The 26,257-nt window shown below is 69.1% G+C and carries 27 protein-coding genes and 1 tRNA gene; 12 read left to right on the top strand and 16 right to left on the bottom strand.

All coding sequences use genetic code 11. From position 1 onward, the window contains the following. Nucleotides 1–167: 167 nt before the first annotated feature. Nucleotides 168–1,196: a class II fructose-bisphosphate aldolase gene (gene fbaA, locus QE388_RS13585; protein ID WP_275797077.1), complete on the top strand. Its 1,029-nt coding sequence runs from the start codon at nt 168–170 to the stop codon at nt 1,194–1,196. Between the two features lie 88 nt (nt 1,197–1,284). Here fbaA and QE388_RS13580 read toward each other — a convergent pair whose 3' ends face one another. Genes QE388_RS13580 through QE388_RS13560 form a run of 5 tightly spaced genes read right to left on the bottom strand, consistent with a single transcriptional unit; the run spans nt 1,285 to nt 4,699 of the window. After that, the gene (locus tag QE388_RS13580) at nt 1,285–1,830 is read right to left on the bottom strand and encodes an MOSC domain-containing protein (protein ID WP_307385777.1); all 546 of its coding nucleotides are present in this window, start codon (nt 1,828–1,830) and stop codon (nt 1,285–1,287) included. 9 nt (nt 1,831–1,839) lie between these two features. Then, the gene (locus tag QE388_RS13575) at nt 1,840–2,541 is read right to left on the bottom strand and encodes an anti-sigma factor (protein WP_307385776.1); all 702 of its coding nucleotides are present in this window, start codon (nt 2,539–2,541) and stop codon (nt 1,840–1,842) included. Further along, on the bottom strand, nt 2,538–3,044 hold the full coding sequence (locus tag QE388_RS13570) for a sigma-70 family RNA polymerase sigma factor (RefSeq protein ID WP_307385774.1): 507 nt from the start codon (nt 3,042–3,044) through the stop codon (nt 2,538–2,540). Before QE388_RS13570 ends, QE388_RS13575 begins: the two co-directional genes overlap by 4 nt. A 54-nt stretch (nt 3,045–3,098) precedes the next feature. After that, entirely contained in the window at nt 3,099–3,641 is a 543-nt protein-coding gene (locus QE388_RS13565; protein WP_307385773.1) for a DUF6264 family protein, read from the bottom strand. Beyond that, the gene (locus QE388_RS13560; RefSeq protein WP_193751282.1) at nt 3,638–4,699 is read right to left on the bottom strand and encodes a 4-hydroxy-3-methylbut-2-enyl diphosphate reductase; all 1,062 of its coding nucleotides are present in this window, start codon (nt 4,697–4,699) and stop codon (nt 3,638–3,640) included. Before QE388_RS13560 ends, QE388_RS13565 begins: the two co-directional genes overlap by 4 nt. Nucleotides 4,700–4,756: 57 nt before the next feature. On the opposite strand from QE388_RS13560, the gene xseA reads away from it, so the two are divergent. Genes xseA through QE388_RS13525 form a run of 7 tightly spaced genes read left to right on the top strand, consistent with a single transcriptional unit; the run spans nt 4,757 to nt 11,181 of the window. After that, nucleotides 4,757–6,088: an exodeoxyribonuclease VII large subunit gene (gene xseA / locus QE388_RS13555; protein WP_307385772.1), complete on the top strand. Its 1,332-nt coding sequence runs from the start codon at nt 4,757–4,759 to the stop codon at nt 6,086–6,088. Between the two features lie 10 nt (nt 6,089–6,098). Further along, nucleotides 6,099–6,329 (top strand): exodeoxyribonuclease VII small subunit, encoded by a 231-nt coding sequence (locus tag QE388_RS13550; protein WP_013586103.1) that lies wholly within the window; start codon nt 6,099–6,101, stop codon nt 6,327–6,329. Further along, nucleotides 6,329–6,961 carry a DUF4245 family protein gene (locus tag QE388_RS13545; protein ID WP_307385771.1) on the top strand — a complete coding sequence of 211 codons (633 nt, stop codon included), beginning with the start codon at nt 6,329–6,331 and terminating at the stop codon, nt 6,959–6,961. The genes QE388_RS13550 and QE388_RS13545 overlap by 1 nt, the downstream gene beginning before the upstream one ends. 35 nt (nt 6,962–6,996) lie before the next feature. Then, nucleotides 6,997–7,644, top strand: a complete 648-nt coding sequence (locus QE388_RS13540; RefSeq protein ID WP_373426647.1) for a carbonic anhydrase — start codon at nt 6,997–6,999, stop codon at nt 7,642–7,644. Between the two features lie 32 nt (nt 7,645–7,676). Beyond that, complete coding sequence (locus QE388_RS13535; RefSeq protein WP_058614933.1) at nt 7,677–9,071, top strand: class II fumarate hydratase; 1,395 nt, start codon at nt 7,677–7,679, stop codon at nt 9,069–9,071. 41 nt (nt 9,072–9,112) lie between these two features. Next, nucleotides 9,113–10,528 carry a cell wall metabolism sensor histidine kinase WalK gene (locus QE388_RS13530; protein ID WP_275797784.1) on the top strand — a complete coding sequence of 472 codons (1,416 nt, stop codon included), beginning with the start codon at nt 9,113–9,115 and terminating at the stop codon, nt 10,526–10,528. After that, nucleotides 10,525–11,181, top strand: a complete 657-nt coding sequence (locus QE388_RS13525) for a response regulator transcription factor (protein ID WP_275797782.1) — start codon at nt 10,525–10,527, stop codon at nt 11,179–11,181. Before QE388_RS13530 ends, QE388_RS13525 begins: the two co-directional genes overlap by 4 nt. Nucleotides 11,182–11,473: 292 nt before the next feature. Here QE388_RS13525 and QE388_RS13520 read toward each other — a convergent pair whose 3' ends face one another. Then, the gene (locus QE388_RS13520; RefSeq protein WP_058597825.1) at nt 11,474–12,823 is read right to left on the bottom strand and encodes a PhoH family protein; all 1,350 of its coding nucleotides are present in this window, start codon (nt 12,821–12,823) and stop codon (nt 11,474–11,476) included. A 211-nt stretch (nt 12,824–13,034) separates the two neighbouring features. Beyond that, nucleotides 13,035–13,808, bottom strand: coding sequence for an isoprenyl transferase (locus QE388_RS13515; protein WP_275797802.1), 774 nt, complete (start codon nt 13,806–13,808; stop codon nt 13,035–13,037). Between the two features lie 163 nt (nt 13,809–13,971). Between QE388_RS13515 and QE388_RS13510 the strand changes: the two genes are divergently transcribed. Further along, entirely contained in the window at nt 13,972–14,664 is a 693-nt protein-coding gene (locus QE388_RS13510; RefSeq protein ID WP_275797801.1) for a hemolysin III family protein, read from the top strand. A 134-nt stretch (nt 14,665–14,798) separates the two neighbouring features. Here the strand turns inward: QE388_RS13510 and QE388_RS13505 are convergent, their stop codons facing one another. Continuing rightward, entirely contained in the window at nt 14,799–15,074 is a 276-nt protein-coding gene (locus tag QE388_RS13505; protein WP_275797780.1) for a hypothetical protein, read from the bottom strand. Between the two features lie 63 nt (nt 15,075–15,137). Between QE388_RS13505 and QE388_RS13500 the strand changes: the two genes are divergently transcribed. Both QE388_RS13500 and greA read left to right on the top strand, forming a co-directional pair. Beyond that, nucleotides 15,138–15,533, top strand: coding sequence for a DUF4307 domain-containing protein (locus QE388_RS13500; protein ID WP_275797778.1), 396 nt, complete (start codon nt 15,138–15,140; stop codon nt 15,531–15,533). A 102-nt stretch (nt 15,534–15,635) separates the two neighbouring features. After that, entirely contained in the window at nt 15,636–16,127 is a 492-nt protein-coding gene (greA, locus tag QE388_RS13495) for a transcription elongation factor GreA (RefSeq protein ID WP_307385769.1), read from the top strand. 168 nt (nt 16,128–16,295) lie between these two features. Here the strand turns inward: greA and ilvA are convergent, their stop codons facing one another. After that, the gene (gene ilvA / locus QE388_RS13490; protein ID WP_275797844.1) at nt 16,296–17,525 is read right to left on the bottom strand and encodes a threonine ammonia-lyase; all 1,230 of its coding nucleotides are present in this window, start codon (nt 17,523–17,525) and stop codon (nt 16,296–16,298) included. Beyond that, entirely contained in the window at nt 17,522–18,712 is a 1,191-nt protein-coding gene (locus tag QE388_RS13485; RefSeq protein WP_307385768.1) for an AI-2E family transporter, read from the bottom strand. Before QE388_RS13485 ends, ilvA begins: the two co-directional genes overlap by 4 nt. A 70-nt stretch (nt 18,713–18,782) precedes the next feature. Here QE388_RS13485 and QE388_RS13480 point away from each other — a divergent pair, with 70 nt between their 5' ends. Beyond that, nucleotides 18,783–20,024, top strand: coding sequence for a winged helix-turn-helix domain-containing protein (locus QE388_RS13480; protein WP_307385767.1), 1,242 nt, complete (start codon nt 18,783–18,785; stop codon nt 20,022–20,024). A gap of 36 nt (nt 20,025–20,060) precedes the next feature. Here the strand turns inward: QE388_RS13480 and QE388_RS13475 are convergent, their stop codons facing one another. The 6 genes from QE388_RS13475 to QE388_RS13450 form a co-directional block, all read right to left on the bottom strand. Beyond that, nucleotides 20,061–20,630: a LemA family protein gene (locus QE388_RS13475; protein WP_058597833.1), complete on the bottom strand. Its 570-nt coding sequence runs from the start codon at nt 20,628–20,630 to the stop codon at nt 20,061–20,063. 105 nt (nt 20,631–20,735) lie between these two features. Further along, a tRNA-Leu gene (locus QE388_RS13470) sits at nt 20,736–20,808 on the bottom strand. Between the two features lie 693 nt (nt 20,809–21,501). After that, nucleotides 21,502–22,671 carry an IS30 family transposase gene (locus tag QE388_RS13465; RefSeq protein ID WP_307382296.1) on the bottom strand — a complete coding sequence of 390 codons (1,170 nt, stop codon included), beginning with the start codon at nt 22,669–22,671 and terminating at the stop codon, nt 21,502–21,504. A 299-nt stretch (nt 22,672–22,970) separates the two neighbouring features. Then, nucleotides 22,971–24,368 carry an NAD(P)/FAD-dependent oxidoreductase gene (locus QE388_RS13460; protein WP_307385766.1) on the bottom strand — a complete coding sequence of 466 codons (1,398 nt, stop codon included), beginning with the start codon at nt 24,366–24,368 and terminating at the stop codon, nt 22,971–22,973. Further along, the gene (locus QE388_RS13455) at nt 24,365–25,666 is read right to left on the bottom strand and encodes a S8 family serine peptidase (protein ID WP_307385765.1); all 1,302 of its coding nucleotides are present in this window, start codon (nt 25,664–25,666) and stop codon (nt 24,365–24,367) included. The genes QE388_RS13460 and QE388_RS13455 overlap by 4 nt, the downstream gene beginning before the upstream one ends. Next, complete coding sequence (locus QE388_RS13450; protein ID WP_275800007.1) at nt 25,663–26,181, bottom strand: DUF501 domain-containing protein; 519 nt, start codon at nt 26,179–26,181, stop codon at nt 25,663–25,665. The genes QE388_RS13455 and QE388_RS13450 overlap by 4 nt, the downstream gene beginning before the upstream one ends. Nucleotides 26,182–26,257: the final 76 nt, after the last annotated feature.

Raw genomic sequence — 26,257 nt, 5'->3', positions numbered from 1 at the left:
GTAGCCACGAGAGATGTGACAATCGGGCAATTTCCGGCGCTCGCCGACGAAGGAATCGCGATTTTTATCACTGGCGCATACTCCGCCAGTTCCTCTTCAGACAGCCTCAGCACGATCCAGCACCTTCGCTAGGCTGACGGTGTCCCCGCAACGACACAAGGAGCACAATGCCCGTCGCCACCCCTGAGCAGTACGCCGAGATGCTGGACCGCGCCAAGGCCGGCAGCTTCGCGTACCCCGCGATCAACGTCTCGAGCTCGCAGACCATCAACTCGGTGCTCCAGGGCCTGACCGAGGCCGGTTCTGACGGCATCCTCCAGGTCACCACCGGCGGCGCCGACTACTTCGCCGGCCACACGGTCAAGGCCCGCGCCACCGGCGCGCTCGCCTTCGCCAAGTACGTCACCGAGGTCGCCAAGAACTACCCGATCACGGTCGCTCTCCACACCGACCACTGCCCCAAGGACGCGCTCCCCGGGTTCGTGCTCCCCCTCCTCGAGGCATCCGAGGAAGAGGTCAAGGCCGGCCGCAACCCGATCTTCCAGTCGCACATGTGGGACGGCTCGGCCGTTCCGCTCGACGAGAACATCGACATCGCCGCCGAGCTCCTCCCCCGCATGAAGAACATCAACGCCATCCTCGAGATCGAGGTCGGCGTCGTCGGCGGCGAAGAGGACGGCGTTCAGCACGAGGGCTCCAACGAGGCGCTTTACACGACCGTCGCGGACGTGACCAAGGCCGTCGAGCGCCTCGGCCTCGGCGAGAACGGCCGCTACATCTCGGCCCTCACGTTCGGAAACGTCCACGGCGTGTACAAGCCCGGCGGCGTCAAGCTCCGTCCCGAGCTGCTCGGTGAGATCCAGGAGGGCATCGCCGCGAAGTTCGGCACCGGCCCCAAGCCCCTCGACCTCGTCTTCCACGGCGGCAGCGGCTCGAGCGACGAAGAGATCGCCCTCGCGGTCGCGAACGGCGTCGTCAAGATGAACATCGACACCGACACGCAGTACGCCTTCACCCGTTCGATCGCGGGCTACATGTTCTCGAACTACGAGGGTGTGCTGAAGATCGACGGCGAGGTCGGCAACAAGAAGCAGTACGACCCCCGCGCCTGGGGCAAGGTCGCCGAGTCGGCCATGGCCGTCCGCGTGGTCGAAGCCACCAAGCAGCTGGGTTCGTACGGCCAGTCGAAGAGCTGACCGATCTCTCTCCCGCGAATGCCCCGGCTCCGGCCGGGGCATTCGTCGTTCCCGGATGCCGCGCCCGCGCGGGCGCTGAGGGCCCGGCTCAGGCGCGGTAAACCTCGAGCACCGTGGGCGCCCCCTCGGGGGACGACAGCACCTCGATGGCATCCCCCGCCCGGACATCTCCCGCGCGGCGGACCCGGAGGTAAGCGCCGAGGCGTCCCTCGTCGGAGAAGCGCTTCACCCACCCTCGGGCGTCGCGTCCGCCGACCCAGCGCGCGAACGTCGCGCACGGCGTGCGCGGCATGGTGACCTCGACCTCGACGGTGTCGCCGATACGCCAGATCTCGCCGATGCGCGCCGCGTTGACGTCGATGCCCTCCACCCGGAGGTTCTCACCGAACCACCCCGGGTGCAGATCACGGCCCAGCTCGGCCTCCCAGTACGCGGCGTCCGCCTCGGAGTAGGCGTACACCGCCTTCTCACGCCCGCCGTGGTGTTTGCGGCTCGCCTGGACATCCGCGCGCACGCCGAGCGGGCCCAGGCGAACGGGACCGTCGAGCGCCCGCTTGTCGATCGCGGTCACTCCGACGGACCCCGCGTCCGGGTGAAGCTGGTGGACGGCGCAGACGGCGACGAGGCGTGGCATCCGTCGATGTTACGGGGCCGAGAAGTCTCGCCGCATGACCACCCGATCGCCGTCGACGGAACGGATCTCGATCGAGCCGATGCTCGACGCTTCGAGATCGGTCCCGGCACTGAGCTCGGTCGTGGCCCCGGGACCGGCGCGCCAGGTCGAGAGCACCGAGGTCGAGCCGGAGTCGTCGGTCACCGCCAGAGCGTAGGGCCAACCGCCGGGTGGCGCGTCGAGCACCTCACCGGTGTATTGGCACACGAGGTCGATCCGGGTGCCCCACGCGACCGGGGTCAGCTTGACCGACGCCTCGAGCGGAGCCCCGCCGACCTCGTCGAGCGCGTAAGTCGTCGCCGACGACGAGGAGGCGTTGGCGATCGTGACGACGGTCGGCACACCCACGGCGACCACGGCGAGGGATGCCGCCAGTGTCCACGCCGTGATCAGCCGGGCGCGACGCCGACGAGCGGTCTGCACGACCCGGGTCCGAAGTGAGGGGTGCGGCATGACGATGGGTACCGGACCGCTCGACGCATCGATAGCCCGGGCGCGGTCAGCCGACAGTCGCGAGAGCAGGCCCGCCGTGGGCGCGAGCTCGGCGACCGCGGTCCGGCACTCCGCGCAGATCGCGAGATGCCCCTCGTACTCCGCGCGATCCGCCGCCGACAGGGCACCCAGAACGTAGGCTCCGTCCCACTCGGACATCCGTGAGTGATCGGCGCTCATCGCGTCACCCCCCTCTCCTGCAGGGCGAGCCGCAGCGCTCGCACCGCGTAGTGCAGTCGCGACTTGACGGTCCCCGCCGGGATGCCGAGCTCCTCGGCCGTCTGTGCGACGCTTCGACCGCCGTAGTACGCGCTGACGATGACCGCGCGGTGATCGGGCGTCAGGGTCGAGAGCGCCTCCTCGACGAGCAACGCGTCGAACATGGCATCCGTGTCGTCGTCGCGCCCCGCGTCCGGGACCTCGTCGACGGCCAGCTCGTGGCGCCGACGGGCGCTGCGTGCCTCGTCGATGACGAGGTTACGGGCCACCGTGAATATCCACGACCGCAGCGATCCCGGATCATCGCTCATGATGCGCGGCGACCGCCAGGCGCGCAGCAGCGTCTCCTGCACGACGTCGTCCGCCCCCGCATGGTCGCCCGTGAGACTGACCACGTACCGCCAGACGGGTGCCGCGTGGGCGTCGTAGAGCGCGGTCAGACGCGCGTGATCTTCTCGCACCACGGCCGGCTCCTCTCTCGGGTTCTCAGAAGAACACGGGATGCCGGCCCCGTCGGTTCATTTCGAGATGCCGTCCATCAGTGCGGAGAGATAGGCCGGGTCGCTGACGACGGCGATCGCGATGCAGGTGCTGCCCACGAGCGCGGCCACGGCGAAGCCGACGAGAGGGATCCAGAAGGCGATGCGGCCGCGCTTGAGCCGACGCCAGGTCAGCAGCGCGGTGACGAGGTAGACGACTCCGTAGACAACGGCGGCCACCGCACCCCAGACGAAACCGGCGGCCAAGTTCGAGTAGGTCGCGTCGACGCCCAGGACCTTCGCCGCCTGCTCGGCGTAGTGGGGGAAGTCGAGCACCTGCACGATCGTCGTGACGACCGAGAACAGCCCGTAGACGAGCAGCATGAGCGTGATGACGCGGTCGACCAGGGGCCCGCGGGCCGCCGCCGGTGCGACCGTGGCCGACGCCGGAGCGGCCGGCTGCGGGGCGACGCCCGCGTCGAGCGCCTCCGTCACCTCCGGACGCTGGATGCGAGCCTGCTGCTCCTCGGGCGTCGCGTACTCGCCGAACTGCGGACGCGGCCTCGGGTCGGCGTCGCTCACGAACGACCCCGGCCGCCCAGCGCCCGCTGGTCGCGCTGGCCGGCGGCATCCTGACGCAGCTCCTTCGGGAGCGAGAAGATCAGGTCTTCCTCGGCGGTCCGTACTTCTTCGACGTCGCGATAGCCCGCGCCGGCGAGCTCCTCGAGCACCTCGGTCACGAGCACCTCGGGCACCGACGCGCCGCTGGTGACACCGACCGTCTCGACGCCGTCGAGCCACTCCTGCTTGACCTCGTCGACATAGTCGACGCGGTAAGCGGCCTTGGCCCCGTGTTCGAGCGCGACCTCGACGAGGCGCACGCTGTTCGAGGAGTTCGCGGAGCCCACGACGATGACGAGGTCGGCGCCGACGGCGACCTTCTTGATCGCGACCTGGCGGTTCTGGGTCGCGTAGCAGATGTCGTCGGAGGGCGGGTCCTGCAGGTGCGGGAAGCGCAGGCGGAGTCGGCGCACCGTCTCCATCGTCTCGTCGACCGACAGCGTCGTCTGCGAGAGCCACACCACCTTCGACGGGTCGCGCACCTCGACGGTGTCGGCGTGCTCGGGTGAGTTGACGACGGTGACGTGCTCGGGAGCCTCACCGGCGGTGCCCTCGACCTCTTCATGGCCGTCGTGGCCGATCAGCAGGATTTCGTAGTCGTCGCGCGCGAAGCGCACGGCCTCGCGGTGCACCTTGGTGACGAGGGGGCACGTGGCGTCGATGGCCTGCAGGCCGCGGTCGGACGCCGCGGAAACCACAGCGGGAGACACGCCGTGCGCGCTGAAGACGACGTGCGAGCCCTCGGGGACCTCGTCGACCTCTTCGACGAAGATCGCGCCCTTCTTCTCGAGCTCGGTCACCACGTGGATGTTGTGCACGATCTGCTTGCGCACGTACACGGGGGCGCCGTAGCGGTCGAGGGCCTTCTCGACGGCGACGACGGCGCGGTCGACACCGGCGCAGTAGCCGCGCGGTGCCGCCAGCAGCACCTTCTTCTGGCCTTTGACCGGGATATCCTGGAGCCGCCCACGTCGACCCGGAATCCGGGGAACGGGCAGTTGGACGACAGGTGTGCTCACCCCTCGATTCTACCGGGGCGCCCCTGGACGACGGCCGAACCCCTCAGACTGGAGCCCATGACCTCGTTCCACCCCGAGACGGTAGTCGGCGAGGCGCCCCCCGCCGACTCGGTCCACCCTCGCGACTCGCGCACCGACACCCCCACGTCGGTGTCTCGGCTCAACGACACGATCCGCGGCTTCATCGAACGCTGGGGCTCGGTGTGGGTCGAGGGCGAGATCACCTCGTTCAACCGTCGGGGTGGCAACGTCTTCGGTCGCTTGAAAGACCTCAACACCGAGTCCACGGTGGCGTTCCGTATCTGGTCGAGCACGCTCGCGCGCCTCCCCAAGGACTTCCAGGTGGGCGACCACGTCGTGGCGTGCGTCAAGGCGGACTACTTCCCCCGCACCGGCGACTTCTCGTTCGCGATCTCCGCCATGCGTCACGTCGGCCTCGGCGAACAGCTCGAGCGACTCGAGCGGCTACGCGTGCAGCTGCGCTCCGAGGGCCTCTTCGACCCGGTGCGCAAGAAGAAGCTGCCCTTCCTCCCCCACTGCATCGGCCTCATCACGGGCGAGAACTCGGACGCCGAGAAAGACGTGCACCGCAACGCCGAGCTGCGCTGGCCGCGGGTGAACTTCCGGACGAAGTACGCCGCGGTCCAGGGCGACCGCTGCGTCCCGGAGACCCTGGCCGCGCTGAAGGCGCTGGATGCCGACCCCGAGGTCGACGTCATCATCATCGCCCGCGGGGGCGGCGATCCGCAGACCCTTCTCGGCTTCAGCGACGAGCGCCTGTTGCGCGCGGTGGCCGCGGCATCCACGCCGATCGTCAGTGCGATCGGTCACGAGAACGATCGCCCCCTGCTCGACGAGGTCGCCGACCTTCGCGCCTCCACACCCACCGACGCCGCCAAACGCGTGGTTCCCGACGTCGCCGAGCAGCGGGCTCTCGTCGCGCAGCTGCGCGCCCGGCTGACCGGACGCCTCACGCAGCGTGTGCTGCACGACATCGCCCAGCTCGAGCAGATCCGTTCGCGTCCGTCGCTGCGCACCCCGCACGCCATGCTCACCTCGCGGGCGCAGGAACTGTGGATGCTGTCGAACCGCGGCCGTGACATCGTCGATCGTCGACTCGAGGGCGAACAGCGCCGGACACGCGAACTGAGCGCATCCCTGCGTGCACTCTCGCCCCTCGCGACACTCGCACGCGGATACGCGATCGCCCAGGTCGAGGGCGGTGCGATCGTCCGCGACGCGAGCCAAACCCCCGCCGGAACCGGGCTCACCATCACGGTCGCACGTGGGTCGCTGACGGCGCGCTCGGAAGGCGAGATCGACGAGACGCCCGCCGCTCCGCTCGACGGCGAGGCATCGGGCGACGGCGTGTCGGTGGGTCCCGCCTAAGATGGATGCCATGACCGCGACGACTCCCGGGCCCTCGGCGGACGTCGCGACCCTCTCCTTCGAGCAGGCACGCGACGAACTCGTCCGCGTCGTGTCCGAGCTCGAGCAGGGCGCACCGACGCTCGAGGAGTCGCTGGCCCTCTGGGAGCGCGGCGAACAGCTCTACGCGCGCTGCGAAGAGTGGCTGCTCGGGGCCAAGCGCCGTCTCGACGCCGCCCGCGGCGAGGGCGAGGACGCCTGATGGCCCGCATCGTCGCCGAGCTCGGCCGCCCCGAGACTCCGGAGGAGACCGCGGCCCGCAAGGCCGAGTCGTCCCGCCGCTATCGCTCGAGCAAGACCTTCCGCAACCTGATCGCGGCGCTGCTGGTGACCGTCGCGGTCGTCTTCGTCGTCGTCGCCGCAGTCCCGCGCGGTGAACCGGCTCCGCGGCCCGAGCCCGACGTCACGGCACTGGCCGCCGACCTCGAGACCGACCGCGGCCGCCCGGTTCTGACCCCCTCCCTCGGGGAAGGCTGGCGGGTCAACCAGGCCACCGTCGAGGGCGTCGGAGGCACCGAGGCCTGGACGATGGTCTACGTCCGGTCCGGCGAATCCGGATTCCTCCGTGTCGCTCAGGGCTTCGACACCGATGAGGCCTGGGTCGCTCAGGTCCTCGACGGCACACGGAGCACCGAGACCACCGAGATCGACGGGATCACCTGGAACGTCTACCGACCGGCCAACCCGTCCGGCACCGGCAACATCGACTATGCGCTGGCGACTCCCGCCGGCCCCGACTACGTGCTCGTCTACGGTGACGCCGCGCCCGAGACCGCGGCACTCGCGGCGGCGTCGGTGTCCACGCAGGTGAAGCAGCTGAAAGAGATCCCGTGAGCGCACCCCTGACCCCCGGCCAGGTCTGGCAGCAGATGGTCGAAGGCAACCGCCGGTTCGTGACCGGAGCACCCGCGCACCCGCGTCAAGACGTCGAGCGCCGCGCCGAACTCGCGGGTTCGCAGCATCCGACCGCCGCCCTGTTCGGGTGCTCCGACTCGCGCCTGGCCGCCGAGATCATCTTCGACGAAGGACTCGGCGACCTCTTCGTGGTCCGTAACGCCGGCCAGGTCATCTCGGACTCCGTGATCGGCAGCCTCGAGTACGCCGTCGGCGTCCTCGAAGTGCCTCTCATCGTCGTGCTCGCGCACGACGCGTGCGGTGCCGTCGGGGCCGCGATCGAGAGCACCGGCGTCGACGCCCCCACCCTGCCGGCGTACATCTGGCGCCAGATCGCGCCGATCGTGCCCGCGGTGCGCCGCGTGCAGCGTCAGACCGCTGTGGACGGACACCTGCCCGACCACGTCGACCCCGAGCTCGTGGGGCGTGAGCACCTGCGCCACACCGTCGGCGAGCTGCTCCGCGCATCCGAGCTGATCAGCGAAGCCGTCGCCGAGGGCCGCACCGCGGTCGTCGGGGCCAACTACCGACTCGACGAGGGGGAAGCGTTCCCCGTCGTCATCGTGGGCGATGTCGACGACCCCCGGGTCGACGACCCCCGCTTCGCGGACGCCCGCAACTGAGAACCGAACGAACGACCTGGAGGAACGACGACGTGACCGACACCGAGTACCGCATCGAGCACGACACCATGGGTGAAGTGCGCGTGCCGAAGGACGCCCTGTACGCGGCGCAGACCCAGCGCGCGGTCGAGAACTTCCCGATCTCGGGCTCGGGGCTCGAATCGACGCAGATCGCGGCACTGGCCCGGATCAAGAAGGCCGCGGCCCTCGCGAACAAGGATCTCGGCACCCTCGACGGTCGGATCGCGGATGCCATCGCCCAGGCGGCGGATGAGGTCGTCACCGGGGTGCACGACGCGCACTTCCCCGTCGACACGTACCAGACCGGCAGCGGGACGTCGTCGAACATGAACATGAACGAGGTGCTCGCGACCCTCGCGACGCGCATCCTCGGTTCGACGGTCCACCCGAACGACCACGTCAACGCCTCGCAGTCGTCGAATGACGTCTTCCCGACGTCCGTGCACATCGCCGTCACCCAGGCGCTCATCACCGACCTCATCCCCGCGCTCGACCACCTCGCGGTCGCTCTCGAGGCCAAGGCCGACGCCTGGAAGGGCATCGTGAAGTCGGGCCGCACGCACCTCATGGACGCGACGCCCGTCACGCTCGGTCAGGAATTCGGCGGGTACGCCCGCCAGATGCGCCTCGGCATCGAGCGCGTGGAGGCCGTCCTCCCCCGCGTCGGCGAGGTCCCCCTGGGCGGAACGGCCGTCGGCACCGGCATCAACACACCGCTCGGCTTCCCGCAGAAGGTCATCGAGATCCTCGCCGCCGAGACGCAGCTCCCGATCACCGAGGCCAAGGACCACTTCGAGGCTCAGGCCAACCGCGACGGTCTCGTCGAGGCATCCGGAGCCCTCCGCACGATCGCGGTGTCGCTCACGAAGATCAACAACGACATCCGCTGGATGGGGTCGGGCCCGAACACGGGCCTCGGCGAGCTCCACATCCCCGACCTGCAGCCCGGCTCCTCGATCATGCCCGGCAAGGTCAACCCCGTCGTCCCCGAGGCCACCCTCATGGTCTGCGCGCGCGTCATCGGCAACGACGCCACGGTCGCCTGGGCGGGCGCATCGGGTTCGTTCGAGCTGAACGTCGCGATCCCCGTCATGGGTACGGCGTTGCTCGAGTCGATCCGCCTGCTCTCCAACGCCGTGCGGGTGCTCGCCGACAAGACCATCGACGGCCTCGAGGCCAACGTGGCTCGCGCTGAGGCCTTCGCCGGTATGTCCCCGTCGATCGTCACGCCCCTCAACAAGGTCATCGGCTATGAGGCGGCCGCGAAGATCGCGAAGCACGCCGTCGCCAAGGGCATCACCGTGCGTGAGGCCGTCATCGACCTCGGGTACGTCGAGCGCGGCGAGATCACCGAAGAGGTGCTGGACGCCAAGCTCGACCTGCTCTCGATGACCCACCCGGGCTGAGCTCCGCAGGATCGAACGCCGAGGCGCGCCATAATCGAAGGATGAGCCGCGCACCGAGACCCGTCTCGGTGCGCGCGCGACTCCTCGGCGCGATCCTCGGTGTTCTGCTGTTGGGGCTCATCATCACGGGAGGGGTCACCTTCCTCGTCCAGAGCGAACGCGTCATCGCCAACGCGGAACGTCAGCTGGACGGCTTCTCGAGCACCGCCCCGTCGAGCGGAACGGATGCCGTCGACCTCGTCGCTGCGACCATCCCCGGCCGCACCGACGGCACCGTCGCCCTGTCGGGCACGACGATGCTCGCGGGCACGCCCTCGCCGCCGGGGCTCTCCCTCTCGAACGACACGCGCTTCGTCTCGGCCGTCAGCGACGCGATCGCGCGCGGAGAACTACGCGGGCGCGTCGACAGCGAGCATGGACCGGTTCTGTACGCCGCCGTCCCGCTCGACGGGGCTTCGGTCGTCCAGGCGATCTCGATCGACCAACGGATGGAGCTGGTCACCCTCTCGACCACCACGTTCGCCATCGCGGGCACCGTGGTCCTGCTCGCGGTGGCCGTCGCGGGCTGGTTCGTGACCGGCCTGCTCTTCTCGCCCCTCCGGCGGCTCCGCGACACGACGGATGCCATCACCCTGGCGGATCTGGGCACGCGTCTGCCGCCGCAGGGCAACGATGAGATCGCCGACCTCACCTCCTCCGTCAACTCGATGCTGGATCGTCTCGCGATGTCCGTCGAAGCCCAGCGACAGCTGCTCGACGACGTGCGGCATGAGCTCAAGACGCCGATCACGATCGTCCGCGGGCACCTCGAGATGATGGACCCCGCCGACCCGCACGATGTCTCCGAGACGCGCGACCTCGGAATCGCCGAGCTGGACCGCCTCTCGCGTCTGGTCGACGACATCGATGCCCTGGCTGTGGTCGAGGCCGGTTCTCTGACCACCGAAGTCATCCAGGTCGCGGCTCTGACGGATCGCGTCGGCGAGCTCGTCAGCGCGATACCTCACCACACATGGACGATCGAGTCCCGGGGTCGCGGGACGATCCACGGCGACCACGACCGCCTCGTTCAAGCGTGGCTGCAGCTCGCGGACAATGCTGCGAAGTACACCCCACCGGGGACGCCGATCGAGATCGGCAGCAGCGTCGGTGACAGCAGCGCCGAACTGTGGGTGCGCGATCACGGTCCCGGCATCCCTCCCGCTGCGCGCCACCGCGTCTTCCGCCGGTTCGACCGCATCTCGACGCGGCGCGGGGTCGAGGGATCCGGACTCGGCCTGTCGATCGTGGATGCCATCGCCAAAGCCCACGAGGGCTACTGCAGCGTGAGCGACACCCCCGGTGGCGGTGCCACCGTCACGTTGCATCTCCCCCGCGGTCGGTCGCACTCCGCCGCCGACCTCCCCACCCCCGTGCGCGCCGGAGACGTCGTGATGCAGAGAGAGGCCACCGGATGACTCGCATCCTCATCGCCGAGGACGAAGAGCGCATCGCCGCGTTCGTCGCGAAAGGATTGGAAGCGGCGGGCTATCAGACTGCGACCGTGGACGACGGCGCCGAAGCCCTCAGTGCCGCCCTGTCCGGCGACATCGACCTCGTGCTGCTCGACGTCGGGCTGCCCACGCTCGACGGCTTCGAGGTGCTTCGCACCCTCCGGGGACAGGGGTCCGCGATCCCCGTCATCATGCTCACCGCGCGCACCAGCACACGCGACACCGTGGACGGTCTCGACGCGGGAGCGAACGACTACATGGCGAAGCCCTTCAAGTTCGATGAGCTGCTCGCGCGCGTCAGGTCGAGACTGCGTGAACCGCTCACGGCCCACACCATCTCGATCTCGCACGGCGACATCACGCTCGACGTACGCGGGCGACGGGCGAGCATCGGCGGACGCGACGTCGACCTGAGCGCGCGCGAGTTCGCCCTCGCCGAGGAGTTCCTCCGCCACGCCGGACAGGTCCTCAGCCGCGAGCAGCTCCTCAGCCGTGTCTGGGGCATGGACTTCGATCCGGGCTCCAACGTCGTCGACGTGTACGTGAGATACCTTCGCGCGAAGTTCGGCGCCAGTCGGATCGCGACCGTGCGCGGCGCCGGCTATCGCTGGGAGTAGTCGCCGTTAACCCGAAAGCCCCCGGCGGGGGGAAACCGGGGGCTGTGGGGAGATCCTGCTCCGGGGGTCTGCCGACTTACCCGAAATGCAGCGACCAGCCCGTTGAGAGCGGATCTCGTGTTCATTTCTCAGGGGGAACCGCCGGAGGCGGTGACGAGACTGTTCCCTCGTCGATGGCTCCATTCTGCCGTGTGCATATGAAAGCCACAGGAGCCGAGAATGAGAATGCTCTCATCTAGGAAAGGAAGGAGGGCTCGAGCGGTTCGCCCGAGCCCTCCGTTGTGGAATCGCGTCAGGAGAGTTCGCCGGCCTCCAGGAGATCGGTCACGAGAGCGGCGATCGCCGAACGCTCCGAGCGCGTCAGGGTGACATGGCCGAAGAGCGCGTGGCCCTTCAGCGTCTCGATCACCGAGGCGACGCCGTCGTGACGCCCCACGCGCAGGTTGTCGCGCTGCGCCACATCGTGCGTGAGCACGACGCGGGAGTTCTGCCCGATGCGGCTCAGCACCGTGAGAAGCACGTTGCGCTCGAGAGACTGGGCTTCGTCGACGATCACGAAGGCGTCGTGGAGGGATCGACCGCGGATGTGCGTGAGAGGCAGCACCTCCAGGAGACCACGAGCCAGCACCTCCTCGAGGACGTTGCCCGAGACGACCGAGCCCAGCGTGTCGAAGACCGCCTGCCCCCAGGGGCCCATCTTCTCGGCCTGGTCGCCGGGTAGATACCCCAGTTCCTGCCCGCCGACGGCGAACAGCGGCCGGAACACGATGATCTTCTTCTGCTGCTGCCGCTCGAGCACCGACTCGAGCGCCGCGCACAGCGCCAGCGCCGACTTGCCGGTGCCCGCCCGTCCGCCGAGCGACACGATGCCGACCTCGGGGTCGAGCAGCAGGTCGAGGGCGATGCGCTGCTCGGCCGATCGACCGTGCAACCCGAAGGCGTCTCGGTCTCCGCGGACGAGTCGGAACTCGCCGTCGCCCGTGACACGGCCGAGCGCCGAGCCGCGCTCGGAGTGGATGATCAGCCCCGTGTTCACCGGAAGACCGACGACCTCGTCGCTCGTGGCCACTTCGCTCTCATACAGGTCGCTGAGGTCGTCGCCCGAGATGTCGAGAGACGCGATGCCCGTCCATCCCGAGTCCATCGCCTGCTCGGCCAGGTACTCCTCCGCCGTCAGGCCGAGGGACGCGGCCTTGACGCGCATCGGCAGATCCTTCGACACGACGGTGACCTCGGCGCCGTCCTTCGCGATGTTCATCGCGACGGCGAGGATGCGACTGTCGTTGCCGCCGGTGCGCATGCCCGAGGGCAGGACCATCTGGTCGGTGTTGTTCAGCTCCACACGGAGAGTCCCGTCGTTGCCGACGGGGACGGGGAAGTCGAGGCGGCCGTGCTCGATCCGGAGCTCGTCGAGATGACGGAGCGCCTGCCGAGCGAAGTACCCGATCTCGGGGTCGTGGCGCTTGCCCTCGAGCTCGGTGATCACCACCACGGGTATCACGACCGAATGCTCCGCGAAGCGGAAGAATGCCCGCGGATCGCTCAGAAGGACAGACGTGTCCAGAACATAGGTGCGCAGATCCTGTTCGGAGACGCTGCTCTCGTCGACGTGACGCTGGTCGAATGGTGCTCGTGCAGTCACAACCCACTCCCGACCCGGGTGTCTCACCCGGCTGTCACGAGTCGACCTGTGGGTCACGAGTCGCAATCCGAAGGCCGACTCGATCGGGCTCCGTGCCCGATGTGATCACCGTACGATGCCCAGCGGCATCCGAGGGTCGTTAACACGCCACCAAAATGACAAGTGTGTGAACAAGTCTCACCCTCGTGGTGAGGGTTGCCGGCCCGTGAGCCTACTGACCGAAACGCCGGTCCCGGGCGGAGAAGTCGCGGATGGCTCGGAGGAAGTCGACCTCTCGCAGATCCGGTCCCAGCGCCTCGACGAAGTAGAACTCGGAATGAGCGGACTGCCAGAGGAGGAAATCGCTGAGGCGCTGCTCGCCCGAGGTGCGGATGACGAGGTCGGGGTCCGCCTGGCCGCCCGTGTACAGATGCTCGCCGATCTGCTCGGGCGTCAGACTGGCCGCGAGCTCCTCCAAGGAACCCCCCGACGCGTCGTGCTTCGCGATGATGCTGCGTACGGCGTCCACGATCTCGCTCCGACCCCCGTACCCCACCGCGAGGTTGACGTGAAGGCCGGTGTGCGAGCGGGTACGCTCGGTGACCTCGCGCAGAACCTCGGCGAGCTCGGGTGGGAGCCCTTCTGCCCGGCCCACGTGCTGGACGCGCCAGTCGGGTTCGAGCGACAGTTCCCGGGCGAGTTCGGCGATGATCTCGAGCAGGTCGCCCAGCTCGCGACTGTCGCGCTTGACGAGGTTGTCGTTGGACAACAGGTACAGCGAGACGACGCCGATACCCAGGTCGTCGCACCACCGCAGGAACTCGTGCATCTTCGCCGCGCCCGCGCGATGGCCGTGCGCCGCGCTGTCGTAGCCGAGCTGGCGCGCCCACCGACGGTTGCCGTCGATCATCATGGCGACGTGGTGCGGAACGGTCGCGGGCATCCGTCGACGCAACCGCGAGGCGTACAGACGGTACAGGGGGCCGCGCCCCTCGTTCCTTCGCATCCGCGCCACCCGCCTACGCTACCGCGCGCGGGGCGATTCGCCGCTTCGCGTGGGCGGCTTCCACCTGCGGAAAGGGTGAGCATCTTCCCGCGTTCCGTCTGCGGCATAGGCGGACGCGTAGGGTTTTCCCGTGACCCCGACGATCCCTGATGACGGTGTGGAGATGCCCCAGCTTCCTCTGCTCGAGGCATCTGCCGTCGGCGCCCAAGACGAGGTCAAGCCGAGCTGGCGCGGATGGATCCACGCGGGCACGTTCCCCGTGGCGATCGCGGCCGGCATCGTGCTGATCGTCCTCGCACACGGCGCCCCGGCCAAGTGGGCATGCGCCGTGTTCGCGGCATCCTCACTCCTCCTCTTCGGCAACTCGGCGCTCTATCACCGCTTCCACTGGAAGCCGAAGACGAAGGCCGTCCTCAAGCGCATCGACCACGCCAACATCCTGCTGCTCATCGCGGGCACGTACACGCCGCTCGCGGTCCTGGCCCTCGATACCCCGCAGACCGTCCTGCTGCTGTCGATCGTCTGGGGCGGAGCGCTGCTCGGCATCCTGTTCCGCGTGTTCTGGATCAACGCCCCGCGCTGGCTGTACGTGGCGCTGTACCTCGCCCTGGGCTGGGCCGCGGTGATGTACATCGTCGACCTCTTCAAGGCGAATCCGGCGATGATGGTGCTCGTCGTCGTGGGCGGCCTGCTCTACACCGCCGGGGCGATCGTCTACGCGCTCAAGCGGCCGAACCCGTGGCCGGGGCACTTCGGTTTCCACGAGATCTTCCACGTGTGCACGGTCCTGGCGTTCCTCTGCCACTGGACCGCGTGCCTGCTGATCGCCCTCGCTCCGGCGTACCACGGCGGCTGAGGGGCCCGCCCGCTCACGCCGATTCGGACGAGCGGAACACAGTCGGTTGCGCTGCCCCGAGCTCTCCGAATCCGGTTGATTTCTCCGATTCTGCGACGACCCCGATCGCGGATGCCGCGACCTCGAGACCGCGCTCAGCGGCGGGGAGCGGCCGGGTCGGTGTCGTCGTCGTTCGGCGCGGCGGTCGTGGCAGCGGCGCGCGCCTGCTCCTCGGCGTCGAGCTCGGCGTTGACCTCTTCGCGGTAGCGCCCGCGACGGATGCGACGCAGCATGTCCCAGACGAGGAGGAACACCGCGACACCGATGAACGCGATCGCGCCGAAGCCGAACGGTCCGGGCGTGACGAGGGAGTCGTCGGGGGTGTTGGCCGGGGTGGGCGTGGTCGCGAGAGCGACGAGCACGGGAAGCATGGAGTCCTTCGGTCCGGGCGGAAGCGCGTAGCCTGGAACTCCAGCCTAAAGCCCGGAGAGACCATGACGACGCAGGAGATGCTCGATGAGCGCTACGGTCGGCGCACGTCACCCCGCCGCCGGATCGTGCTGTGGAGCATCGTCGGCGTCGTCGCGCTGACGCTCACGGCGCTGCTGGGGTGGACCACCGTGTCGAACACCCTGCGGTCGGTCACGGCGACCGACACGGGCTTCACCGTCACGGATGCGAGCGCCGTCACGATCTCCTTCCAGTTCACGGCCCCCGTCGGTGAACCCGTGGCATGCGCGATCGAGGCGCAGGACGAAGATCACGGAACGGTCGGATGGCGGGTCGTCGAGTACCCGGCATCCGAAGATCACAGCCGGGCCTTCTCGGAGGAGATTCCGACCCTCGCGCTGGCGACCACGGGTTTTGTCAACTCTTGCTGGGTGCCGTAAAATAGCCTCAGATGACGCGCCCCGGCTCGATGCCGGGGCGTTCGACATATACCCGGGCGGCACACTCGATGAACGCCGCTCGCCCTCGACGAAGGAGTAATCGTGTCCCACGACGCTCAGGTGACGTTCCTCACCCAGGACGCCTACGACCGTCTGGCTCAGGAGCTCGAGCACCTCTCGACCACCGGCCGTGAAGAGATCGCGAAGCGCATCGAAGCCGCCCGCGAAGAGGGCGACCTGAAAGAGAACGGTGGCTACCACGCCGCGAAGGACGAGCAGGGCAAGCAGGAAGCACGTATCCGCACGCTGCAGCAGCTCCTGAAGGACGCGAAGGTCGGCGAGGCACCCGAGAGCCACGGCGTGGTCGAGTCGGGCACCGTCGTGACCGCCGTCGTCGCCGGCGGCGAGGAGAAGTTCCTGCTCGGCAACCGCGAGATCGCGGCGAACTCCGAGCTCGACGTCTACAGCGAGGCCTCCCCGCTGGGTGCGGCGATCATCGGCCTCAAGGAGGGCGAGAAGGGTTCGTACACCGCCCCCAACGGCAAGGAGATCTCGGTCGAGATCCTCAAGGTCGAGACCTACTCCGGTCAGTAAGCCCCACGATCGCGAGCCGCTCCCCCGTTCGGGGTGAGCGGCTCGCGTCGTCTGCGTGATCGGGGGCGCGCGCAGGGGTGCGCGTGCCGGTTTGGGGCGGATTTTGCCATTTGGGGCGCGAAATCCCCCGCCCCAAACGGCAGAACGCGCCCCAAACCCCGGGTAGCCTCAGTCGGGGACGACCGTGGCGATGAAGCCGGCGTCTTCGAGCGTCTGGATCACCAGCGCGCGGTGCTCGGCTCCACGGGTCTCAACGCTCAGCTGCAGGATCACCTCGCTGATCTGCAGGCCCTGTCCGTGGCGCGTGTGGAGCACCTCGATGACGTTCGCGCCCACCTGCGCGAGAAGCTCCGAGACGCGCGCGAGCTGGCCGGGACGGTCGGGCAAGGGGATCCGCAGCGACATGTATCGACCGGATGCCGAGAGACCGTGCGCCACGACGCGCTGCAGCAGCAGGGGGTCGATGTTCCCTCCGGACAGGATCGTCACGGTCGGTCCGGTCGCCTGGATCTTGCCGGCGAGGATCGCGGCGACCCCGACGGCTCCTGCGGGCTCGACGACCTGCTTCGCCCGCTCGAGGAGCACGAGCAGAGCGCGCGCGATGTCGTCCTCGGTGACGGTGACGACCTCGTCGATGTACTGCCGGATGAGTTCGAACGGCAGATCGCCGGGACGCGCGACAGCGATGCCGTCGGCGATCGTCGGGGTCGTCTCGACCTGCATCGGGTACCCGGCGGCGAGCGACGACGGGTACGCGGCGGAGTTGTGCGCCTGCACGCCGATGATGCGCACCTCGCGACCCTCCGCCGCGGCGCGGGCCTTGACCGCCGCGGCGACGCCGGCCGCCAGCCCTCCCCCGCCGATACCCACGATGATCGTCTCGAGGTCGGGCATGTCTTCGACGAGCTCGAGCCCGAGCGTGCCCTGCCCGACGATGATGTCGCGGTGGTCGAACGGGTGGATCAGCACGGCCCCGGTGCGCTCGGCGAACTCGGCTGCAAGGCGCAGTGGCGTCTCGACGGTGGCGCCCTCGAGGATCACCTCGGCACCGTACCCGCGCGTGGCCAGCAGCTTCGGCACGGGGACGCCCAGCGGCATGAAGATCGTCGCGGGGATCCCGAGCTGCTGGGCCGCCAGCGCGACGCCCTGCGCGTGATTGCCGGCGGACGCGGCGACGACTCCGCGCGCGCGCTCCTCCGCCGTCAGACGCGACAGACGGTAGGTGGCGCCGCGGATCTTGAACGAGCCGGTCCGTTGCAGGTTCTCGAGCTTGAGGTTGACGGGAACGCCGAGCAGCTCGGTGAGGTGCAGCGACTCGTCGAGCGGAGTCCGCGTGATGATGCCGCGCAGAGCATGCGCGGCATCCTCGAACTCGGCCAGGGTGGGAGTGTCGTTCATGATCTCCTTCCGCGCTCGCGCGGGACGGTCTGCCAGATGAGATCGCGAGACGCCAGTGGCTGGCCCTCGTGCTCCCAGGCCTTGGAACTGAGGTAAACCGCGACCACGTTGACGAACGCCGCGAGGGGCACGGCGAACAGCGCACCGGCGATCCCGCCGATCATGGCTCCGCCGGCGACGACCAGGACGACGGCGAGCGGGTGCACCTTCACGGCCGAGCCCATGAGAATCGGCTGGAGGATGTGACTCTCGACCTGCTGCACACCCAGGACGACGATGAGCATGAACAGCGCGATGAGCGGGCCGTTGTAGACGAGCGCGATGAACACGGCGAGGGCGCCGGTGGCCACGGCTCCGACGAACGGGATGAACGCCCCGAGGAAGACCAGCACCCCGATCGGGATCGACAGCGGCACACCGAGAAGGAAGGCGCCGAGGCCGATACCGATCGCGTCGATCGTCGCGACGAGCAGCTGCGTGCGCGCGTAGCTCTTGACCGTGCGCCATCCGGCCCGGCCCGCGCCGTCGACGGCCGGGCGCGCGACGCGCGGGAACAGGCGCGTGGTCCAGCGCCAGATGCCGCCACCGTCGGCGAGCAGGCACAGCAGGATGAAGAGCGTCAGCAGCACCCCGGTGCCGACGTGGCCGAGAGTCGTACCGATGGCGAGGGCACCGGTCCACAGGAGTTCCGCCTGCTGTTGCAGGAAAGTTCCCGCCTGGGTCAGCCCGTCGTCGATCTGCTGGGCGCTCAGATGCAGGGGGCCGTCGATGAGGTATTGGCGGAACTGCTCGACCGCGAGCACCGTGCGGTTCTGGACCGAGGCGAACTCGCGCGAGATCTGCCAGACAGCGAGCCAGACGAGGCCCGAGATGATCGCGATGGTCCCGAGCACCGTGACGACGATGGCGAGCCACTTGGGCCAGCGGTGACGCTGCAGGAACGAGAACGCCGGCCAGACGAGCGCCGTGACGAGGATCGCGACCAGGAGAGGGATCACGAGCAGCTTCAGCTGGATGACGACCCAGATGACGACGCCGACGGCCGCGGCGATGACGAGCAGCCGCCACGCGTACGCCGTGGTCTGCCGGAGCGCCGGGGGTATCGGAGGCTGAAGATCGCTCGAAACCGTGCGCCGTCGGAGGGCGTCGAGGAACGACCCGCGAGGCTCGGGATCGGGTCCGGTCATCCTGTCAGCCTACCGCCGCGCTCCCTGCGCGATCGCCGTGATGTCGGAGGCTGTGGCTACGGTGAGACGCATGATCACGACGCTCCGCCGCGCCGACGCACGCCGCATCGCCCTGGCCGCCCAGGGCTTCGCCCGCCCTCGCCCCGAGACGGTCGGCACGCGTCAGATCACGGCGGCGCTGCACCGCATGCGGATCCTGCAGATCGACTCGGTCAACGTCTTCTCACGCTCGCACTACATGCCGCTCTTCGCGCGCCTCGGCGCGTACGACACGGCCCTGCTCGACAAGCTCGCCTTCTCGCGCCGCCCGAAGTGGACCGAGTCCTGGGCGCATGTGGCATCCCTCGTCTCCGTCGACGACTGGCCGTTGCTGCAGTTCCGCCACGACGCGCTCCGCGACAAGTACGGCAGCGATGCCTGGGCCGCGGCCAATCAGCCGCTGATGCAGTGGCTGCGCGACGAGCTCGCCGCGCGCGGCCCGCTGCGGCCGGCCGAGATCGAGCACGATGCTCGCCGTGGCTCACGAGGGTCGTGGTGGGGCTGGGACGACGTCAAGAACGGCCTCGAGCGCCTCTGGCTCTTCGGCGACGTCGCGATCGCGGGGCGACGGGGGTTCGAGCGGCGGTATGCGCTGGCATCCGATGTCCTTCCGCCCTCGGCGCTCGAGACCACCGTGGCGCGCCAGGTAGCCGTCACCGAGCTCGTGCGGCGGGCCGCGGTGGCGTACGGGGTGGCGACGGCGGCCGACCTCGCAGACTATTGGCGCATCCGAGATCGGCCGGCGGTGATGGCCGCCGTGCACGACCTCGTCGAGGCCGGTGAGCTGATCCCGGTACAGGTCGAGGGGTGGGAGGTGGGCGGACGGCCCGCGAAGGCATGGCTGCATCGGGATGCCGCGCACCCCCGCCGCGTGGATGCGGCGGCGATCCTGACGCCCTTCGATCCGGTCGTCTGGTTCCGCGACCGCGCGGAGCGGCTGTTCGACTTCGACTACCGCATCGAGATCTACACGCCGGCTCCCCAGCGCCGGTTCGGCTACTACTCGCTCCCGGTGATCATCGGCGACGACGTCGTGGGTCGCGTGGACCTCAAGGCCGACCGCGCGTCCAGCGCCCTCCGCGTGCAGTCGGCGTGGTGGGAGCACGGCGCGCCCCCGGATGCCACCGAGCGACTCGCGGCCGAGTTGCTCACGGCTGCGCGCTGGCAGGACCTCGACCGCGTAACCGTTTCCCGGTGGGGCGACGCCGCGGATGCCCTGGCGGGCGCGCTCAGCGCGGAGCGCCACGAGCATCCCGACGGGCGCTCGACCTGAAACGCGCCCCCTCCGATACGGAGGGGGCGCGTTCGGTCAGAACTGGACGCGAGGTGGTTCGGCGATGGCCGCGCCGTCGACGACCTCGAAGAACTCCCGCTCGCTGAAGCCGAGCTGCCGGGCGAACAGGTTGTTCGGGAAGACCTTGATCTTCGTGTTGAGCTCGCGGACGCCACCGTTGTAGAAGCGACGCGAGGCCTGGATCTTGTCTTCGGTGTCGACGATCGAGTGCTGCAGCTGCAGGAAGTTCTGGCTCGCCTGAAGCTGCGGGTATGCCTCGGCGACGGCGAACAATGATTTCAGGGCCTGTTGCATGTGTCCCTCGGCGACGCCGGCGGCCGCAGGGCTCTCGGCCGAGAGCGTCTCGGCACGAGCGCGCGTGACGTTCTCGAACACGGCCTTCTCGTGGGCCGCGTACCCCTTCACCGTCTCGATGAGATTCGGGAGCAGGTCGGCGCGGCGCTTGAGCTGGACCGTGATGTCACTCCACGCCTCGTCGACGCGCACGTTCAGCGCGACGAGCGAGTTGTAGGTGGCCCACAGGTAGATGCCGGCGATCACCACGATGCCGACGATCACCAAGACCGGTACGAGCCACTCCCACATAAGTCCCCACACTCCGTTCGGAAGATTGCCCTTCAGTGTAACTGTGGCCCGGGGCGGGGAACCGGGGGGTGGCGGGGACTCTCAGCGGATGTGGATCAGGGCCAGTACCCCCGGTGGGACTCGAACCCACACTGAAGCGATTTTAAGTCGCCTGCCTCTGCCATTGGGCTACGGGGGCCCGAGGCTCAACCGTATCGCGGGTAGCTCCGGGTACCGGTAAGAGGAACGCCCCAGGGCTCGGTCATGCGCGCGGCGGGCCGTCAGTCGGACATCGGTCGCGACACGCCGCCAGCGGGCGTGCCGGGGCGGCGCGTCGGCCATGAACTCCGCACGACGGCACCGGATGCCACCGCGCCGAGGTCGCGGCATCCGGAACCACTCGAGCCCCCACGGCACCGCTGTACCGTCCGGCGGAGTCCGCACCCGACACGCCGCCATACGACGGCGCCGAGCGGCGGGTCGACCATCAACTCCGCACGACGGCACCCGATGCCACCGCACCGGTGCCGCGGCATCCGGAACCACCCAGACCCCCACGGCACCGCCGTACCGTCCGGCGGAGTCCGCACCCGACACGCCGCCACACGACGACCCGGACAGCGAGTCGATCATCAACTCCGCACGACGGCACCCGATGCCACCGCGCCGGGGTCGCGGCATCCGGAACCACCCAGACCCCCACGGCACTGCTGTACCGTCCGGCGGAGTCCGCACCCGACACGCCGCCACACGACGACCCCGGACGGCGAGTCGACCATCAACTCCGCACGACGGCACCCGATGCCGTGGCGTCGGCGCCGTGGCATCCGGGAACGACGAGACCCCCGCACCCAGAGGGCGGTTTCTAGGGGTCGTCGCAACACCAACTGAACTAAACGAGTTCTAGCAGACGCTGGGCTGGGGTGTCCCAGCCCAGCGTTTTGCGTGGGCGGCCGTTGAGTTTCTGGGCGACGTGCTCGAGGTCTTCCGGACCGTAGACGGACAGGTCGGTGCCTTTCGGGAAGTACTGCCGGAGCAGGCCGTTGGTGTTCTCGTTCGATCCGCGCTGCCAGGGGCTGGCGGGGTCGCAGAAGTAGACGGGGACGTCGGTGGCGACCGTGAACGCCTTGTGCGCGGCCATCTCCGTCCCTTGGTCCCAGGTGAGCGACCCCCGCAGGTGCGCCGGGAGGCTGCCGATCAGGCCCACCAGGACGTCGCGGACGGTTTCGGCGGTGTGATCACGGGCGGGCAGATGCCCGAGCATGACGTAGCGGGTGGCGCGTTCGACGAGGGTGACGATCGCGGACTGATTACCAGCTCCCATGATCAGATCCCCCTCCCAATGCCCGGGGACGGCGCGATCTGCGACCTCCGGCGGTCGCTCACTGATCATCACCATCGGATCAACGAAACGGCTCGTGCGGTGCTCGGGGGTGCGGTGCGGTTTGCGGCGGGCGCGCCCGGTGCGCAGCGCATCGGCGACCTCGCGTTTCAAACCGCCGCGAGCCTGGACGTAAATCGCCTGGTAAATCGTCTCCGCGCTCACCTGCATACTCTCGTCGCCCGCGTGATCTCGCGACAGGACGCCGCTGATCTGTCCCGGAGACCATTGTTCCTTCAGCCGGTCCGAGACGTACTCCCGCAACCGTCCGGGCTGGGCCAGCTTCGCGGGCTTCGGCCGGACCCTCTTCGCCGCGGCATCGCGGTGAGCGGCGTGCGGCAGGTAACGCCCGTTCGCATCCCTGCGCGCGTCGAGTTCGCGCTTGATCGTCGACGCTGCCCGGTCCAACTCCCGGCCAATCGACCGCAACGTCCACCCGAGCCGCCGTAAATCGGCGATCTTCTCTCGCTCCTGCAGAGACAGCAGCCGAGAACCGATCTGCGCCGGAACCCGGGGCGGTGGGGTCGTCATGGACTCCATCGTGGTGCGCCCAGTCGAGTAGTCAACGCGTCGCCCGTCCGGGTAGAACCGCGAGTTCCGCGAATGCCGGACCCCGTGATCCCAATCCCGTGCGGTGCGCTCGTGGATGCCGACCTGCGCTGCGGCGTCCCGCCGCGACACACCTTCCCCGCGCAGCCGGGCATACTCGCCCCGACGCGGATGCGGCCGCGCCGGGAACTTCCCCTCGGAACGGAACCCCGCCTTCCTGGCCCAGGTGAAACCCGTATTCCGATTTATCCCGAGCGCTCGCGCAGCCAACGTCACACTGCCGAGTTCCTTCAACAGCGTCAGGAACTCATCCCGACGACGATCCTTCTCCTCCGAAAACGACACGGTGGTCGCAACCTCCCAAAATCTGGGGTGTTGCGACCACCGTTAGAACCCGCGGAGAGGGCACGGGGGTCTCGGAACGCGGAAGCTTACTTCGCCGCGACGGGCTCGGGCTTCTTCTCGGCCGTGGGCGCCTCGGCGGCGGGAGCCGCGGGACGCGGGCGAGCCGCGAACTCCTCAAAGGTCGCGCGCGGGTTCTGCACGGCCTCGAGGTTGACGGTCTCGCGACCGTGGACGAAGTTCTGCACCCAGTCGCCGATCACGCGGAACTTGCGCTCCCACGTCGGCATGGCCAGGCCGTGGTAACCACGGTGGGCGAGCCAGGCGATGAAGCCGGTCAGCGCGATCTTGCCCGACTGGAAGGCGCCGTTGTAGAGACCGAGACCGGCGACGGCACCGAGGTTCTTGTGGAAGTACTGCTTGGGCTCCTCGCCGCGCAGCACCGCCACGATGTTCTTCGCCATGAGCTTGCCCTGGCGGACGGCGTGCTGAGCGTTCGGCACGCAGAAACCGCCGACGCCGCCACCCGAGAGGTCGGGAACGGCCGAAACGTCACCAGCGGCCCAGGCCCCCTCGACGAACTCTTCGTCAGTGCCGACGCGCAGGTCGGGGCGGGTGCGGATGCGACCGCGCTCCTCGACGGGGAGGTCGCTGCCACGAACGACGGTGGGGTTCGCCATGACACCGGCCGTCCAGATGATGAGGTCGCTCGGCAGCTGCTCGCCCGTGGAGAGCTCGATGACGCCGTCGACGGCGCCCTTGACCTGCGTGTCGAGGTGCACGAAGGCACCCTTCTTCGCGAGGTCGGCGAGCACCCACTCGCTCGTCTTCTGCGACACCTCGGGCATGATGCGGCCCATGGCCTCGATGAGGTGGAAGTGCGTGTCGTCGAACGACAGCTGGGGGTAGGACTTCAGCAGCGACGACGCGTAGGCACGCAGCTCGGCGAAGACCTCGATGCCGGCGAAGCCGCCGCCGACGACGACGACGGTCAGCAGGCGGTCACGCTCGGGGCCGGCGGGGAGCACCGACGCCTTGTCGAAGTTCGAGGTCAGGCGGTCGCGGATCGCGACGGCTTCTTCGATCGTCTTGAGGCCGATCGCGTTCTCGGCGATACCCGGGATCGGGAACGTGCGCGAGACGGCACCGGCGGTCACGACGATCTGGTCGTACTCGTGCTGCCAGGTCTCGTCGCCCGCGATGGGGGTGATCGTCGCGGTCTTGGTCGCGTGGTTGATGCCCGTGACCTTGCCCGCGATGACCGTGGTGCGCTTGAGGTGGCGACGGAGGCCGACGACGACGTGGCGCGGCTCGATCTCACCGGCCGCGACCTCGGGGAGGAACGGCTGGTAGGTCATGTAGGGCAGCGGGTCGACGATGGTGACCTCGGCCTCGCCGCGGCTGAGCAGCTTCTCGAGCTTCCACGCGGTGTAGAAACCCGCGTAGCCTCCGCCGACAATGAGGATCCTGGGCACGGTGCTGGTCACGATGGGAGAGACTCCTGGTTTGTGGTGCGGCTCGGCTCGCGATGAATGCGCGCCTTTCGAATTCGCCGGGCAGCAGCACTGACGCCGAGCGCAACCATTATAGCGGCGAGCGTGGCACCCGCGAGCGGCAGCGACCCGTACAGCACGGTATCGCGCGACGGGAGCAGAGGCGAACTCGCCGAGGGCGGCCCCTCGATCGGCGGGAGCGGCGGGATCGAGACGGGCGCCGACGTGGGCGTCGGACTCGGCTCGCTGTCGGCGCGGCGGTAGACGCGGATCCAGTCCTCGAGACTGCCGAGCGGGTTCTCCGACACCGAGTCGACGTCCGCCGTGACGGCACGGGATGCGTCGACGAGACCGTAGCCGTAAAGGAGGTCGAGTCCGGGTGAGGTGCCCGGAGCCGGCTTCGCGGTGGAGATGAGACGGTTCAGGACGTTGTTGGCATCCATTCCCGGATGCGCGGCACGCACGAGAGCGGCGATGCCCGCCACGATCGGCGCTGCGCCGCTCGTGCCGTTCCATTGCGCGAGCGTTCCGTCGGCCGACACGCCCAGGAGGCGCTCGCTCGGAGCCGAGATGCCGATCGTGATGCCCTGGGTGGACGCGTCGCTGCTCGCGCGTCCGGACGGGTCGACGCCACCCACGGCGAGCACCCCGGGGATGGTCGCGGGGGCGCCCACGCGGTCGGTGCCGCTTCCCCGGTTGCCGGCGGCGACGACGACGACCACGTCATGGTCGAACGCGTACATGAAGGCGTCGTCCCAGCTGGGATCCCAGTCGAGCGTGTTCGTCGTGAGCGACAGGTTGATGACGGTCGCTCCATTGTCGACGGCCCACCGCATGGCCTTCGCGATCTGTTCGGTGAAGGGAACGGATGCCGAGGCCCCGAACCCGATCGAGATCGACAGCAGCTCCGCCTCGGGGGCGACACCGATCATCCCGCGGCCGTTCCCGGTTCCCCGAGAAGCCGCGAGAGAGGCGACCCAGCTGCCGTGGTTCGAGTCCACCGCGCCGACCGGAGTGCGGCCATCGGACGAGCCGGCCCCCGACACGTCGGTTCCGCCGGCGACGGCACCGTTGAACTCGGTCGGCCCGCGTCCGATTCCCGTGTCGATGATGGCGATCGTCTGCCCCGCACCGCGGGTGGTCTTCCACGCATCCCGGATGCCGTACTGATCGAGCCAGTACTCCGAGGCGCGGACGCTGTCGGTGGGGTCTTCGGGCACGGGAGCGGTCGTCGCCCCGCTGAGCATCACCGCGAGGACGAGGGATGCCGCCGCGGCGACGACGCGTCTCATCCTCCGGCTCCGGGTGTCTCGCAGACGCACCGCTCGGGAGACCAGGTGCCGCGGGCGAGAGCGCGGTCGCCGATCGGGTTGACGCCGGGACCGGCGGCGAGGGAATGGCCGGCCAGAGCGTGCAGACACTTGACGCGCGTCGGCATCCCGCCGGCGGAGATCCCCGCGATCTCGTCGGGCTCGCCGTACGCCGCTCGGTCGCGCAGATACGCCTCGTGCGCGGCGAGGTACGCGGTGCGCAGGTCGTCGTCCTCGGCGAGCTCGTCCTGGAACTCCTTCATGACGTGCCCGGCCTCGAGTACCGACATCGCGGCCGTCGCAGCGGGATGCGTCAGGTAGTAGAACGTGGGGAACGGGCTGCCGTCGTCGAGCCGGGGAGATGTCGCGACCACCGTGGGGTTGCCGCAGACACAGCGCGCCGCAATGCCGACGACGCCACGCGGCACACGGCCGAGCTGCGTCTGCAGAACGGCGAGGTCGGCGTCGGAGGCGGGGGGAAGCTGCGGAGAAGTCATCGCTTCCAGGGTACCCGGCGGTGTTGCCGGCCTGCGGGAGAGCGATGCGGGCGGTGGTTCGGCGCGGTCGAGGCGG

Origin of the sequence: Microbacterium sp. SORGH_AS_0969, from assembly GCF_030818255.1 — a bacterium.
In the GTDB taxonomy this organism is placed as follows: domain Bacteria; phylum Actinomycetota; class Actinomycetes; order Actinomycetales; family Microbacteriaceae; genus Microbacterium.
Note: the sequence above shows the minus strand (reverse complement) of the source record. Positions and strands in the feature narration are given on the sequence as shown.

Excerpts from the sequence above, each read along its gene's own strand:
- fbaA (WP_275797077.1), top strand. The coding sequence starts at position 168 with ATGCCCGTCGCCACCCCTGAGCAGTACGCCGAGATGCTGGACCGCGCC.
- QE388_RS13580 (WP_307385777.1), bottom strand. The coding sequence starts at position 1,830 with ATGCCACGCCTCGTCGCCGTCTGCGCCGTCCACCAGCTTCACCCGGAC.
- QE388_RS13575 (WP_307385776.1), bottom strand. The coding sequence starts at position 2,541 with ATGAGCGCCGATCACTCACGGATGTCCGAGTGGGACGGAGCCTACGTT.
- xseA (WP_307385772.1), top strand. The coding sequence starts at position 4,757 with ATGACCTCGTTCCACCCCGAGACGGTAGTCGGCGAGGCGCCCCCCGCC.
- QE388_RS13550 (WP_013586103.1), top strand. The coding sequence starts at position 6,099 with ATGACCGCGACGACTCCCGGGCCCTCGGCGGACGTCGCGACCCTCTCC.
- QE388_RS13545 (WP_307385771.1), top strand. The coding sequence starts at position 6,329 with ATGGCCCGCATCGTCGCCGAGCTCGGCCGCCCCGAGACTCCGGAGGAG.
- QE388_RS13540 (WP_373426647.1), top strand. The coding sequence starts at position 6,997 with ATGGTCGAAGGCAACCGCCGGTTCGTGACCGGAGCACCCGCGCACCCG.
- QE388_RS13530 (WP_275797784.1), top strand. The coding sequence starts at position 9,113 with ATGAGCCGCGCACCGAGACCCGTCTCGGTGCGCGCGCGACTCCTCGGC.
- QE388_RS13525 (WP_275797782.1), top strand. The coding sequence starts at position 10,525 with ATGACTCGCATCCTCATCGCCGAGGACGAAGAGCGCATCGCCGCGTTC.
- QE388_RS13515 (WP_275797802.1), bottom strand. The coding sequence starts at position 13,808 with ATGCGAAGGAACGAGGGGCGCGGCCCCCTGTACCGTCTGTACGCCTCG.
- QE388_RS13510 (WP_275797801.1), top strand. The coding sequence starts at position 13,972 with ATGCCCCAGCTTCCTCTGCTCGAGGCATCTGCCGTCGGCGCCCAAGAC.
- QE388_RS13505 (WP_275797780.1), bottom strand. The coding sequence starts at position 15,074 with ATGCTTCCCGTGCTCGTCGCTCTCGCGACCACGCCCACCCCGGCCAAC.
- QE388_RS13500 (WP_275797778.1), top strand. The coding sequence starts at position 15,138 with ATGACGACGCAGGAGATGCTCGATGAGCGCTACGGTCGGCGCACGTCA.
- ilvA (WP_275797844.1), bottom strand. The coding sequence starts at position 17,525 with ATGAACGACACTCCCACCCTGGCCGAGTTCGAGGATGCCGCGCATGCT.
- QE388_RS13485 (WP_307385768.1), bottom strand. The coding sequence starts at position 18,712 with ATGACCGGACCCGATCCCGAGCCTCGCGGGTCGTTCCTCGACGCCCTC.
- QE388_RS13480 (WP_307385767.1), top strand. The coding sequence starts at position 18,783 with ATGATCACGACGCTCCGCCGCGCCGACGCACGCCGCATCGCCCTGGCC.
- QE388_RS13475 (WP_058597833.1), bottom strand. The coding sequence starts at position 20,630 with ATGTGGGAGTGGCTCGTACCGGTCTTGGTGATCGTCGGCATCGTGGTG.
- QE388_RS13455 (WP_307385765.1), bottom strand. The coding sequence starts at position 25,666 with ATGAGACGCGTCGTCGCCGCGGCGGCATCCCTCGTCCTCGCGGTGATG.
- QE388_RS13450 (WP_275800007.1), bottom strand. The coding sequence starts at position 26,181 with ATGACTTCTCCGCAGCTTCCCCCCGCCTCCGACGCCGACCTCGCCGTT.